At 57.8% G+C, this 12,624-nt stretch carries 12 protein-coding genes; 9 read left to right on the forward strand and 3 right to left on the reverse strand.

Going from position 1 to position 12,624, the window contains the following annotated elements; translation table 11 throughout:
• Positions 1 to 8: 8 nt before the first annotated feature.
• Both ACR0DG_RS05825 and ACR0DG_RS05830 read right to left on the reverse strand, forming a co-directional pair.
• Positions 9 to 563, reverse strand: coding sequence for an NnrU family protein (locus ACR0DG_RS05825; protein ID WP_480695238.1), 555 nt, complete (start codon positions 561 to 563; stop codon positions 9 to 11).
• 6 nt (positions 564 to 569) lie between these two features.
• Positions 570 to 1,427 carry an HpcH/HpaI aldolase/citrate lyase family protein gene (locus tag ACR0DG_RS05830; RefSeq protein ID WP_480695240.1) on the reverse strand — a complete coding sequence of 286 codons (858 nt, stop codon included), beginning with the start codon at positions 1,425 to 1,427 and terminating at the stop codon, positions 570 to 572.
• Between the two features lie 170 nt (positions 1,428 to 1,597).
• Here ACR0DG_RS05830 and ACR0DG_RS05835 point away from each other — a divergent pair, with 170 nt between their 5' ends.
• Entirely contained in the window at positions 1,598 to 1,897 is a 300-nt protein-coding gene (locus ACR0DG_RS05835; RefSeq protein ID WP_480695242.1) for a hypothetical protein, read from the forward strand.
• Here the strand turns inward: ACR0DG_RS05835 and ACR0DG_RS05840 are convergent.
• Positions 1,894 to 2,649 carry a sulfite exporter TauE/SafE family protein gene (locus ACR0DG_RS05840; RefSeq protein ID WP_480695244.1) on the reverse strand — a complete coding sequence of 252 codons (756 nt, stop codon included), beginning with the start codon at positions 2,647 to 2,649 and terminating at the stop codon, positions 1,894 to 1,896. The genes ACR0DG_RS05835 and ACR0DG_RS05840 overlap by 4 nt on opposite strands.
• Before the next feature lie 161 nt (positions 2,650 to 2,810).
• Here ACR0DG_RS05840 and mdh point away from each other — a divergent pair, with 161 nt between their 5' ends.
• The 8 genes from mdh (at position 2,811) to ACR0DG_RS05880 (ending at position 12,577) form a co-directional block, all read left to right on the forward strand.
• Entirely contained in the window at positions 2,811 to 3,773 is a 963-nt protein-coding gene (mdh, locus tag ACR0DG_RS05845) for a malate dehydrogenase (protein WP_480695246.1), read from the forward strand.
• Between the two features lie 410 nt (positions 3,774 to 4,183).
• On the forward strand, positions 4,184 to 5,377 hold the full coding sequence (gene sucC / locus ACR0DG_RS05850) for an ADP-forming succinate--CoA ligase subunit beta (RefSeq protein ID WP_480695248.1): 1,194 nt from the start codon (positions 4,184 to 4,186) through the stop codon (positions 5,375 to 5,377).
• A gap of 84 nt (positions 5,378 to 5,461) precedes the next feature.
• Positions 5,462 to 6,343 (forward strand): succinate--CoA ligase subunit alpha, encoded by an 882-nt coding sequence (gene sucD, locus ACR0DG_RS05855; protein ID WP_480695250.1) that lies wholly within the window; start codon positions 5,462 to 5,464, stop codon positions 6,341 to 6,343.
• A gap of 409 nt (positions 6,344 to 6,752) precedes the next feature.
• A complete protein-coding gene (locus ACR0DG_RS05860; RefSeq protein ID WP_480695252.1) occupies positions 6,753 to 7,313 on the forward strand; it encodes a DUF805 domain-containing protein in 561 nt (186 codons plus the stop codon).
• Complete coding sequence (locus ACR0DG_RS05865) at positions 7,310 to 10,267, forward strand: 2-oxoglutarate dehydrogenase E1 component (protein WP_480695254.1); 2,958 nt, start codon at positions 7,310 to 7,312, stop codon at positions 10,265 to 10,267. The genes ACR0DG_RS05860 and ACR0DG_RS05865 overlap by 4 nt, the downstream gene beginning before the upstream one ends.
• Before the next feature lie 2 nt (positions 10,268 to 10,269).
• Positions 10,270 to 11,781 (forward strand): 2-oxoglutarate dehydrogenase complex dihydrolipoyllysine-residue succinyltransferase, encoded by a 1,512-nt coding sequence (odhB, locus tag ACR0DG_RS05870; RefSeq protein WP_480695256.1) that lies wholly within the window; start codon positions 10,270 to 10,272, stop codon positions 11,779 to 11,781.
• Between the two features lie 2 nt (positions 11,782 to 11,783).
• The gene (locus tag ACR0DG_RS05875; RefSeq protein WP_480695258.1) at positions 11,784 to 12,053 is read left to right on the forward strand and encodes a hypothetical protein; all 270 of its coding nucleotides are present in this window, start codon (positions 11,784 to 11,786) and stop codon (positions 12,051 to 12,053) included.
• Positions 12,054 to 12,184: 131 nt separating this feature from the next.
• The gene (locus tag ACR0DG_RS05880) at positions 12,185 to 12,577 is read left to right on the forward strand and encodes an MAPEG family protein (protein ID WP_480695260.1); all 393 of its coding nucleotides are present in this window, start codon (positions 12,185 to 12,187) and stop codon (positions 12,575 to 12,577) included.
• Positions 12,578 to 12,624: the final 47 nt, after the last annotated feature.

The raw sequence follows: 12,624 nt of genomic DNA on the forward strand, positions 1-12,624 counted from the left end.
TATACCTCTTACGAACCAAACGGTGACGGGCCAACCAGCCCGTGAATATAGCCGATGATCCCAAGCAGAACGATCGAGGCCACAAAGAACATCGCGTCTTTACCGTAGGTGCCAGGTTCGCCCGGCGTCCACTCGGGCTCGGATTTGTTGATCACGATCACTTCGACCACGGCCCAGGCCAGCAACCCGCCGAACAGGATGATCGAGGCCAGATCGCCATTCACCAACAGATGCGCAAAAGCCCACAGCTTAAACCCGCCCAGCATCGGATGGCGCAGCTTGTTCAGCAGGCGGCCTTTCTTCGGTGCGGGGCTCATCAGAAAGATGGCGATCAGCACCAACAAGTTGTTGACGTGGATCAGGAATGTCGGCGGTGCCCAGACATAGACGAAATCGGTCATGCGATATCCGAAGATCATCAACAAAATCGCCGCGACCAAAGCCAGCGCCACGGCACCCTTGCCGCCATCGCCCATCGCCGCGCGCTGCGCAGGCATTACACGTTTGAACAGATGAGCCGCCCACCAAAGCGCCACACCAAGGATCAGAAGAACAAAGCCCATGCTGGCTTACCCCGCTTGCAAAGCTGAAATTGCCTCTGCTTTTGCCAGAATTTCGCGGGCGGTTGCAACGTGCAGGTTTTCAACAATTTTGCCATCAACAACGGCAACACCCTGCCCTTGGGCCTCAACCTCTTCAAACGCTACAATCTGACGTCGTGCCAGATCGATCTCGGCATCTGACGGCGCATAGGCCGCATTGGTGATATCCACTTGCGCCGGATGGATCAGAGTCTTGCCATCAAACCCCATATCACGCCCCTGCTCACATTCCGCAGCAAGGCCTGCGTCATCTTTGAACGCGTTATAAACACCATCCACGATCACAAGCCCCTCGGCCTTTGCGGCCAGCAGGCACAGCCCCAGCGAGGCCATCATGGGCAAGCGGTCCGGGCGGAAACGGGTTTGCAGCTCTTTGGCCAGATCATTTGTGCCCATCACAAAGCCCGCCATCAAAGGGTGGGCGGCAATCTCGGCTGCGTTCAGCATCCCGCGCGGCGTCTCCATCATTGCCCAAATGGGTAAATCGCCGGTGATTGCGGCCAACGCATCCACATCCGCCGCGGAATTCACCTTGGGTAAAAGAACCACATCGGCATCCATATCTCGAACGGCTTCTGCATCGGCACGGCCCCACTCGGTGTCTAGCCCATTGATCCGCACAATTTTGACCCGCGCGCCATAGCCGCCAGCGTCCAAAGCAGTTTTGAGGGTGGCGCGCGCATTGTCCTTTTCATCCGCTGCCACCGCGTCTTCCAGATCAAAGATAATCGCGTCGACAGGAAGAGTGCGCGCCTTGTCCAGCGCGCGGTCCCGGGAACCGGGGATGTACAGAACAGAACGATAGGGGCGCTGACGGGTGTCCACGGGCCTCTCCCTCTTGAAATAAAGTTGCGTGAAATGGGGCATTATTTTTCGGAAAGTTCAAGGACAAAATCGCCGCATCGCAGCATAAACGACGCAACGTACGTTTATTTAACCAGATTTCGGAGTCTACTCCGCACCTTTTGGGTCAGTTGAACCCGAAGGAATCGCTAATGAAAAAGACACTTATCAAGATGACAATTGGCTTGGGCGTCATGGCTCTGGCTGTCCAACAGGTGAACGCGCAAACATGTGCGCCGCGAAAAGATGTGCTCAAACGACTGGCTGAAACCTATGGGGAAACACGCCGCGGGATAGGGATCGCCCGACAGGGTGTTGTGATGGAGGTATTCGCGTCAGATCAAACCGGAAGCTGGACCATTACCGTCACACATCCCGATGGAACGACTTGCTTGTTCGCCTCGGGCCGCGCGTATGAAGATACGGCCGAAGATTTGCCGCCCAACACTTAGGTCAATGCATCCCAAATCAACTTGCTGCCCGTTAAAGTCAACAAGACATAAGCGATACCAAAGAACAGACGTTCGGACAGCATGAAATGGGCTCGAACGCCAAGCCACGCACCCAGAATGGCAAATGGGGTCAACAACAGATCAGCCAAGGCCGTGTGCCACGTGAACAGACCCAGATAGGCGTATGGGACAAACTTGGCAAAATTGATCACCCAAAACACCAACACAGTTGACGCCTGAAATTCAGTTTTCGAAAGCCGTTGCGATAACAGGTACACTGCAGCCGGGGGCCCCCCGGCATGGCTGACAAAGCTGGTGAATCCAGCCACCAGACCCGCGAACAAGCCTGCGGGCGGCGGTAGTCGATTTGCAAACCCGCGAATCCACCCCTTGCTCTGCGCCATATGCCACACCACAAACCCAACCGAGATCCCTCCGATCAGCAGCCGTAGCAAATCGTCATCGGTGGCGCGGTAGAGCCATGCGCCAAGCGCCACGCCCGGCACAGCCCCAAGGATCAGTAACCTCGAGTCCGGCCAGCTCCAGCGCTTCCAATACGGCCCAAGCGTGGTGACGTCGATCACCATCAGGATCGGCAACATCAATGCCAACGCCTGGCCCGGCGTCAGGATCAATGCCAGAATCGACGAAGACGCAAACGCCACGCCAGACCCAAAGCCCCCCTTGGAAATGCCGGCAAAAATCACTGCCGGGATCGCCACTGCAAAAAACATCAGGTTCAATTCGAACATGTGGCATCCCGTAAATACGCCTGTGTGCTAGGCCATTTAGCGCAATCACAATGGAGAGAGCAAACAGTATGCGGTTGCATGCCGCGCCGCAGGACACTTGCAAGAAACGCATTTAACGACTAGCAAAACCGCGATTTCAAAACCGACCGGAGATAATCCAAATGGCCAGACCCAAGATCGCGCTGATCGGCGCAGGTCAGATCGGCGGCACGCTCGCCCACCTCGCAGCAATGAAAGAACTCGGTGACGTTGTCCTGTTCGACATCGCCGAAGGCACCCCCGAAGGCAAGGCGCTGGACATCGCAGAATCCGGTCCCTCGGAAGGGTTCGACGCCAAGCTGAAAGGCACGCAGTCCTATGAAGACATCGCAGGCGCGGATGTCTGCATCGTCACAGCCGGTGTCCCTCGCAAACCGGGCATGAGCCGCGACGACCTGCTGGGCATCAACCTGAAGGTCATGAAATCCGTGGGTGAAGGCATTGCCGCCAACGCGCCCAACGCGTTTGTCATCTGCATCACCAATCCGCTGGATGCGATGGTCTGGGCACTGCGCGAATTCTCAGGCCTGCCCCACAACAAGGTCTGCGGTATGGCAGGCGTTCTGGACTCGGGTCGCTTTGCCCACTTCCTGTCGGAAGAATTCAACGTCTCTATGCGCGATGTCACTGCATTCGTTCTGGGCGGTCACGGCGACACGATGGTGCCGTCCGTTCGTTACTCGACCGTTGCCGGTATCCCGTTGCCCGATCTGGTTGAAATGGGCTGGACCACACAAGAGAAACTGGACGCTATCGTTCAGCGCACCCGTGACGGCGGTGCCGAGATCGTTGGCCTGCTGAAAACCGGATCGGCCTTCTACGCTCCGGCTACTTCGGCGATCGAAATGGCCGAAGCCTACCTGAAAGACCAGAAACGCGTTCTGCCGTGTGCTGCCTATTGTGACGGTGAACTGGGTGTCGAAGGCATGTATGTCGGCGTACCCACCGTTATCGGCGCTGGCGGCATCGAACGCATCGTCGACATCAAACTCAACGCAGAAGAGCAAGCCGGGTTCGATAACTCGGTCAACGCCGTAAAAGGCCTGATCGAGGCTTGTAAGGGTATCGACAGCTCTTTGGCCTGAGCTTTTGCATAGAACTGATGAACCCGGCTCCTTGCAAAAAGGGGCCGGGTTTTTGTTTATCTGAGAGCGGCATCTTCCCGAAACAAAGCACCAGTAGACCTGCCGCCGGGCAAATTCATCCAAACGACGCACACGACAAGTTATGCAAATCAACCTTGTCACCTAAAAAGCGGCTGCTAAGCTCTGCCAAGGTTAGCGCTAGCTTCCGACACATTACATTCCAAGGTCGGAATTCCGTGCCGAATCAACACAAAGCAGCAACTCAAGTTTTGTGATCACACCCAAAAAATGCGTGATCACAAATAGTGAAAATCTTCGTGAAAAAGCGCTTCGACGTCAAAAAAGCCTTTAAACTTGTCCCCTAGACCCCCCTATAAAGGTGTAATCGTAGTCAGACGGGACATATTTCGATGAACATTCACGAATATCAGGCCAAAGCTCTTCTTCGCAGCTATGGCGCTCCGGTCTCCGATGGACGCGCCGTGTTGCGCGCCGAGGAAGCCAAAACCGCAGCCGGTGAACTGGACGGCCCCTTATGGGTTGTCAAAGCACAAATCCACGCAGGTGGACGCGGCAAGGGGTCTTTCAAAGAGGCCGACGCCGGTGAAAAGGGCGGTGTCCGTCTGACCAAATCGGTGGAAGAAGCGGCAGAAGAAGCCAAAAAGATGCTGGGCCGCACCCTGGTGACGCATCAGACCGGCCCCGCAGGTAAGCAGGTCAACCGCATCTATATTGAGGCCGGATCGGGCATCGAACGCGAACTGTACCTGGCGCTTCTGGTGGATCGCCAGACCAGCCGCATTTCCTTTGTCTGCTCGACCGAAGGTGGCATGGATATCGAAGAGGTGGCCGCAGCCACACCAGAGAAAATCCTTTCGTTCTCGGTGGACCCCGCGACCGGTTATCAGGCCTATCACGGCCGCCGCATCGCCTTTTCGCTGGGACTGGAAGGTGCACAGGTCAAGCAATGCGTTAAGCTGATGAACCAGCTCTATAACGCCTTCGTCGAGAAGGATATGGAGATGCTGGAGATCAACCCGCTGATCATCTCGGACAAGGGTGACCTGAAAGTTCTGGACGCCAAGGTCGGCTTTGACGGCAACGCGGTCTACCGCCACCCCGACATCGCGGAGCTGCGCGACACGACCGAGGAAGACCCCAAGGAACTGGAAGCCTCGAAATACGACCTGAACTACATCGCGCTAGACGGTGAGATCGGGTGCATGGTGAACGGCGCCGGTCTGGCGATGGCCACGATGGACATTATCAAGCTCTATGGGGCCGAGCCGGCCAACTTCCTCGACGTAGGCGGTGGCGCGACCAAAGAAAAAGTGACCGAAGCGTTCAAGATCATCACCTCGGACGACAACGTCAAAGGCATTCTGGTCAACATCTTCGGCGGCATCATGCGCTGTGACGTCATCGCCGAGGGCGTGGTTGCCGCGGTGAAAGAGGTCGGCCTGCAGGTTCCGCTGGTCGTGCGTCTGGAAGGCACGAACGTTGAGAAAGGCAAAGAGATCATCAACACCTCTGGCCTGGACGTGATCGCGGCGGACAACCTGAAAGACGGCGCCGAGAAGATCGTGAAGGCCGTCAAAGGCTAATCCCAATTCCGTAGGGTGCGCTTCGGCACACCTTTCCGAAGAATTCTGGCAGGCCGAGGCCCGCCAAAAAAAGGAGAACGCCAAATGGCAGTCCTCATCGACGAAAATACCAAAGTGATCTGTCAGGGCTTTACCGGCTCGCAGGGCACATTCCATAGCGAACAGGCCATTGCTTATGGCACCAAGATGGTCGGCGGCGTGACCCCCGGCAAAGGCGGGCAAACACATCTTGACCTGCCCGTGTTCAACTCGGTCCACGAGGCCAAGCATGTGACCGAAGCCAACGCCTCGGTGATCTATGTTCCACCGCCTTTTGCAGCGGACTCGATCCTCGAAGCGATTGATGCCGAGATGGAAGTGATCGTCTGCATCACCGAAGGCATCCCAGTGCTGGACATGATGAAGGTCAAACGCGCGCTGGAAGGTTCAAGCTCGCGCTTGATCGGGCCGAACTGCCCCGGTGTCATCACACCCGACGCCTGCAAGATCGGCATTATGCCCGGCCACATCCACAAACGCGGCTCGGTCGGCGTTGTTTCGCGCTCGGGCACCCTGACCTATGAGGCCGTCAAGCAGACCACCGATGTGGGTCTGGGCCAATCCACCTGCGTGGGTATCGGCGGCGACCCGATCAAAGGAACCGAGCATATCGACGTGCTGGAATGGTTCCTGGCCGATGACGAGACCCACTCGATCATCATGATCGGTGAGATCGGTGGCTCGGCCGAGGAAGAAGCAGCACAGTTCCTGGCGGATGAGGCCAAGAAGGGCCGTAAAAAGCCGGTTGCTGGCTTCATCGCAGGCCGCACGGCCCCTCCGGGCCGCCGCATGGGCCACGCAGGCGCAATCGTCGCCGGCGGCAAAGGCGGTGCAGAGGACAAAATCGAAGCCATGCGCTCGGCCGGTATCGTTGTGGCAGAAAGCCCCGCGACGCTGGGTGAGGCTGTGCTGGAAGCGATTGGTTAGGCTATGTCTGCCCCCTGCGCATATGTGCTGAGGGCAGCACCCTATCTGGGGTGGTTGCGAAGCGCCCGTCCTCTGGGGCGGGCGGGCTTCATTGTCGCGCTTGCTTGCTCAAGTGGCACGGCGGGCGCCGAAGCTTCCAACAAAACACCGTCGGATCAATTCATCGTTCGAGCCATTCCCAGTGTGACAGGCGGTTCGACAGAAACACTGGGACAAGACCGCATATCATTCACTTACTTGAGCATTCGTGTTGATAATGAGGAACTGCAAACAGCGGCCGACTTCTGGTGCACACAGTTTGAAGGTTCCCCAAGGCTTGTTTCGGACAGCGCTATCGGCAACTCATTCCTTCTATTTGAGCGTCGTCAGTCAATTTTTGACTGTGCGTCCAGCAACTAGGGGGTAAGGGATGAATCAACACGGAACAATGACCTTTTCCGACGCCATCCGCACTTGTTTCTCCAAGTTCTTCACCTTCACGGGTCGTGCTTCGCGGCCCGAATACTGGTTCTTTTTCCTTTTCATCGTGATCTGGAGCATCATCGCCGGAATAATCGACCTCAAGTTCTTCACTCAGGTCGCCACTACAGAAACCGAAACGACCAAATCTGTGACCGCCACGTCCTCTGGCCCTGTGCAGACCATTGTCGGCGCGATTGTGTTTTTTCCGCATCTGGCCGCAGCGTTTCGCCGGATGCACGATACCGGACGCAGCGGGTTTTACGCTTTGCTCCCGATTTTGCTGATCATCGGGGCCGTGGGGGTTTTGATCTTTGGCATCGGCCTTGCGTCTCATTTCCAGCACGGGGGTAGCCTGGATATCCTGTTTACCCGTGCCACGCTGCTTCTTGTTATTCCGACACTACTGGTTCTGGTGGTGTCGCCCCTCCTGGTTTTGTGGTGGCTGACCCGCCCCAGTGAACCAGGCACCAATCAATACGGTCCCAACCCAACAGAGGTAATCCCATGACCGAACACTCGCCCAACGACCAGTTTCATGCCTCAAGCTTCATGCAGGGGCATAACGCAGAGTATCTGGAGCAGCTCTATGCCCAGTACACCAAGAACCCAGGCGCTGTAGATGCGGCCTGGGCCGAGTTTTTCAAGGCAATGGGCGATGCAACGCCTGACGTGCAGAAAGAGGCCGAAGGCCCGTCTTGGGCGCGGACCGACTGGCCTCCGATGCCGACGGACGATCTGACCGGGGCACTTACGGGCGAGTGGGCCGAGATTGATGCCAAGGCGGCGGGCAACAAGATCAAGGACAAGGCCGCTGCAAAAGGGGTCGAGGTCAGCGACGACCAGATCAAACGCGCGGTGCTGGACAGCCTGCGCGCACTGATGCTGATCCGCGCCTATCGGATCCGGGGGCATCTGGCCGCTAATCTCGATCCGTTGGGCATGCGCGCGGCCAGCACGCATCCGGAATTGGACCCCAAGACCTATGGGTTCACTGACGCTGACATGGACCGGCCGATCTTTATCGACAACGTACTGGGCCTGCAGATGGCCAGCATGCGCCAGATCGTCGAGATCGTGAAGCGCACTTACTGTGGTACTTTTGCATTGCAGTACATGCACATCTCGAACCCGGAAGAGGCCGCGTGGCTGAAAGAGCGGATCGAAGGCTACGGCAAAGAAATCCAGTTCACCAAGGAAGGTCGCAAGGCGATCCTGAACAAGATGGTCGAAGCCGAGGGTTTCGAGAAATTCCTGCACGTCAAATACATGGGCACCAAGCGGTTCGGTCTTGACGGTGGAGAGGCTCTGATCCCCGCGATGGAACAGATCATCAAGCGCGGCGGTGCATTGGGTGTCAGCGACATCGTGATCGGGATGCCCCACCGGGGCCGTTTGAACATTCTGGCCAACGTGATGCGCAAGCCGTACCGGGCCATCTTCAACGAATTCCAGGGCGGCAGCTTTAAACCGGAAGACGTAGATGGATCGGGTGACGTGAAATACCACCTCGGTGCGTCCAGTGACCGTGAGTTTGATGGCAACAGCGTACACCTGTCTCTGACAGCGAACCCCTCGCACCTTGAGGCGGTGAACCCTGTGGTTCTGGGCAAGGTCCGTGCAAAACAGGACCAGTTGAACGACAAGGATCGCACGGCTGTAATGGGCATCCTGTTGCACGGCGATGCCGCCTTTGCCGGTCAGGGTGTTGTTGCCGAAGGGTTCGGCCTGTCTGGTCTGCGCGGTCACAAGACCGGCGGCACCATGCATATCGTTGTGAACAACCAGATCGGGTTCACCACTGCACCGCACTTCTCGCGTTCCAGCCCATATCCGACCGATATCGCGTTGATGGTCGAAGCGCCGATCTTCCATGTGAACGGTGACGACCCCGAGGCCGTGGTTCACGCAGCCAAGGTCGCGACCGAGTTCCGTCAGAAGTTCCACAAGGACGTGGTCATCGACATCTTCTGCTACCGCCGGTTTGGTCACAATGAGGGCGATGAGCCCATGTTCACCAACCCGATCATGTACAAGAAGATCAAGACGCATAAGACGACCCTGTCACTGTACACGGAACGTCTGGTGAAGGACGGCCTGATCCCGGAAGGTGAGATCGAGGATATGAAGGCCGCGTTCCAGGCTCATCTGAACGATGAGTTCGACGCTGGTAAGGACTTCAAGCCCAACAAAGCCGACTGGTTGGATGGGCGCTGGTCACATCTGGACAGAAACAAGGACGAATACGTGCGTGGCGACACCGCCATTACGCCGGAAACACTGGCCGAGGTCGGCAACGCGCTGACCCATGCACCAGCAGATATCGCCGTCCACAAAACTGTTGCCCGTCTGCTGGAACATAAAAAGCAGATGTTCGAAACGGGTAAGGGTTTCGACTGGGCAACCGGCGAAGCTTTGGCATTCGGGTCTTTGCTGACCGAAGGGTATCCGGTGCGCTTGTCAGGTCAGGATGCAACACGCGGGACGTTTTCTCAGCGCCACTCGGGGTTTGTGCATCAGGAAACCGAAGAACGGTACTATCCGCTGAACAACATTCGACAAGGACAATCGCACTACGAAGTCATCGACTCGATGCTCAGCGAATATGCCGTGCTGGGGTTTGAGTATGGCTACTCGCTGGCCGAACCCAATGCACTGACCCTATGGGAAGCGCAGTTTGGTGACTTTGCCAACGGTGCGCAGATCATGTTCGACCAGTTCATCAGTTCGGGCGAAAGCAAATGGCTGCGGATGTCCGGCTTGGTTTGCTTGTTGCCGCACGGGTTCGAAGGGCAAGGCCCTGAACACAGCTCGGCGCGGCTTGAGCGGTTCCTGCAGATGTGCGGTCAGGACAACTGGATTGTGGCGAACTGTACGACGCCTGCGAACTATTTCCACATCCTGCGCCGTCAGTTGCACCGGACCTTCCGCAAGCCTCTGATCATGGTAACGCCCAAGTCGTTGTTGCGTCATAAGCTGGCCGTCAGCACTGCGGACCAGTTCACCACCGGGTCCAGTTTCCACAGGGTTCTATGGGACGACGCACAACAGGGGAACTCTGACACCAAGCTGGTGGCCGACAAGAAGATCAAGCGCGTGGTGATGTGTTCGGGCAAGGTCTACTACGACCTACTGGAAGAACGCGATGCGCGCGGGATCGACGACATCTATCTGATGCGGATCGAGCAATACTATCCGTTCCCAGCCCACTCTCTCATCAACGAACTCGAGCGTTTCAAAGGCGCCGAGATCGTCTGGTGTCAGGAAGAGCCCAAGAACCAGGGGGCATGGACCTTTATCGAACCCAACATTGAATGGGTTCTGACCCGCATTAAGGCCAAAAACACACGGCCCCGTTATGTTGGTCGCGCAACTTCGGCCTCGCCCGCGACGGGTTTGGCCAGCCAACACAAAGCCCAACAAGAAGCGCTGGTGAACGAAGCGCTGAGCATTGAAGGAAAGTAATGATGACCATTGAAGTTCGTGTTCCCACGCTGGGCGAGTCGGTCACCGAAGCCACCGTCGCCACCTGGTTCAAAAAACCCGGTGACGCGGTCGCAGTCGACGAGATGCTGTGCGAGTTGGAGACAGACAAAGTCACCGTCGAAGTGCCTGCCCCTGCCGCGGGTGTGATGGGTGAAATCGTCGCCGCCGAAGGCGAAACCGTTGGCGTTGATGCATTGTTGGCCACGATTACTGCGGGCGAAGGCGTTGCCCCTGCTCCGGCAGCGGCGGCGGCAGCGCCGGCGGCGGCCCCTGCGGCAGCATCAGGTGACAGCGTTGATGTGATGGTGCCCACGCTGGGCGAATCCGTGACCGAAGCGACTGTTTCGACGTGGTTCAAACAAGTGGGCGACGCCGTCGCGCAGGACGAAATGCTGTGTGAACTGGAAACCGACAAGGTCTCGGTCGAGGTTCCGGCCCCGGCGGCTGGCGTGCTGGCTGAAATCGTAGCACCCGAGGGTACAACCGTGGATGCAACGGCCAAGCTGGCTGTCATCTCGGGTTCGGGTGCTGTTGCAGCCCCAGCGGCGGCCCCTGCAGCAGCAGCGGCCCCGGCGTCCGCGGCCACCGGCAAGGACGTGGCCAACGCGCCCTCTGCTGAGAAGGCGATGGCCGAGGCTGGTCTGGCCGCAGGTCAGGTCACCGGCACAGGCCGTGACGGTCGCATCATGAAAGAAGACGTTGCCCGCGCCGTCGCCACCGCGGCTGCGCCCGCACCTGCTACCGCTCCGGCACCGGCCCCTGCGCCGCGAGCGCCTGTGGCCGCCGACGATGCAGCGCGCGAGGAACGGGTCAAGATGACTCGCCTGCGCCAGACCATCGCCAAGCGTCTGAAAGACAGCCAGAACACCGCCGCCATGCTGACCACCTATAACGAGGTGGACATGACCGAGGTGATGGCACTGCGCAGCCAGTATAAGGACCAGTTCGAGAAGAAGCACGGCGTGCGTCTGGGCTTTATGTCCTTCTTCACCAAGGCCTGCTGCCACGCGCTGAAAGAAGTGCCCGAGGTGAACGCCGAGATCGACGGCACCGACATTGTCTACAAGAACTTCGTTCATATGGGCGTGGCCGCCGGCACGCCGACCGGTCTGGTGGTTCCGGTCATCCGCGATGCTGACAGCATGTCCTTTGCGGCGATCGAAAAAGCCATCGCCGAGAAAGGCAAACGCGCCCGTGACGGTAAGTTGTCGATGGCGGAAATGCAGGGCGGCACCTTCACCATCTCGAACGGTGGTGTCTATGGCTCGCTGATGTCCTCGCCGATCCTGAACCCCCCGCAGTCGGGTATTCTGGGGATGCACAAGATCCAGGATCGCCCGATGGCGATCAATGGTCAGGTGGTGATCCGTCCGATGATGTATCTGGCGCTGTCCTATGACCACCGGATCGTTGATGGCAAAGGCGCGGTGACCTTCCTTGTGCGCGTGAAAGAGGCGCTGGAAGATCCACGTCGTCTGTTGATGGACCTGTAATAATGGCAACCCATGTTCTCTGGCAGGCCGATGTGGCCGATTTCAATGCCTGGCTCACTGTGTTTCGCGAAGATCAACCCGCGCGCAAGGCGGCAGGTATTCATGACCTGCATGTCTGGCGCGACCCCGATCAGCGCGACCATGCCATAGCCATGTTCGAAGTGCGCGATCTGGACAAAGCTCGCCGATTTCTGGAATCCCAGGAATTGGCAATGCACCACGAGCGCGGCGGCGTCGCCCACATCCAGGTGAAACTGCTGGAGCCCGTCTGACACGAAACTTACCTGTGTGCCGGGCCCACCTCGGCACACGGGATAGCACATGCGCGTGAACCTGACCTGCGCTCGACCAGTGCGAATGCTAATCGCAAGACCGGACTCTGATTGATAAAAGGATACCTATGATGTCTTCCGAGCTTTCAATTCTGGCACTATATGGCCTCGTCGTAATCGTGGTCATTCTGGTTAATGTCCTGACCGCCATGTCGCAGGTCGGGCTTATGACCTTGGGTGGCGCACGGGATGATATGCCACCGCTGACCGGGGTTGCCGGTCGTGTCGAGCGCGCACTGACCAACTCTGTCGTGGCAATGGCGCTGTTTGCCCCTGCCATTCTGATCCTGTCCGCCAAGGACGCCTTTACAGGTGGCACATTGTTTGCCGCACAGTTGTTTTTGATCGCCCGGATCGCCTTTGTGCCGATTTACGCGTTCGCCATTCCCGTTCCGTTCCTGCGCACCATTGTCTGGCTGGTAGGATTTCTCGCGACGGCTTATCTTTACCTGCAAGCTCTGTAGAGCCTGAATTGCCGCGTCTTGAAAGGCGCGGCCAAGACACACCAAGG

This window comes from Ruegeria sp. BG8 (genome assembly GCF_056538325.1).

What these genes read in the sequence shown, in the direction of transcription:
- ACR0DG_RS05825 (WP_480695238.1), bottom strand. Translation starts at nt 563, where the DNA reads ATGGGCTTTGTTCTTCTGATCCTTGGTGTGGCGCTTTGGTGGGCGGCT.
- ACR0DG_RS05835 (WP_480695242.1), top strand. Translation starts at nt 1,598, where the DNA reads ATGAAAAAGACACTTATCAAGATGACAATTGGCTTGGGCGTCATGGCT.
- ACR0DG_RS05840 (WP_480695244.1), bottom strand. Translation starts at nt 2,649, where the DNA reads ATGTTCGAATTGAACCTGATGTTTTTTGCAGTGGCGATCCCGGCAGTG.
- mdh (WP_480695246.1), top strand. Translation starts at nt 2,811, where the DNA reads ATGGCCAGACCCAAGATCGCGCTGATCGGCGCAGGTCAGATCGGCGGC.
- sucC (WP_480695248.1), top strand. Translation starts at nt 4,184, where the DNA reads ATGAACATTCACGAATATCAGGCCAAAGCTCTTCTTCGCAGCTATGGC.
- sucD (WP_480695250.1), top strand. Translation starts at nt 5,462, where the DNA reads ATGGCAGTCCTCATCGACGAAAATACCAAAGTGATCTGTCAGGGCTTT.
- ACR0DG_RS05860 (WP_480695252.1), top strand. Translation starts at nt 6,753, where the DNA reads ATGAATCAACACGGAACAATGACCTTTTCCGACGCCATCCGCACTTGT.
- ACR0DG_RS05865 (WP_480695254.1), top strand. Translation starts at nt 7,310, where the DNA reads ATGACCGAACACTCGCCCAACGACCAGTTTCATGCCTCAAGCTTCATG.
- odhB (WP_480695256.1), top strand. Translation starts at nt 10,270, where the DNA reads ATGACCATTGAAGTTCGTGTTCCCACGCTGGGCGAGTCGGTCACCGAA.
- ACR0DG_RS05875 (WP_480695258.1), top strand. Translation starts at nt 11,784, where the DNA reads ATGGCAACCCATGTTCTCTGGCAGGCCGATGTGGCCGATTTCAATGCC.
- ACR0DG_RS05880 (WP_480695260.1), top strand. Translation starts at nt 12,185, where the DNA reads ATGTCTTCCGAGCTTTCAATTCTGGCACTATATGGCCTCGTCGTAATC.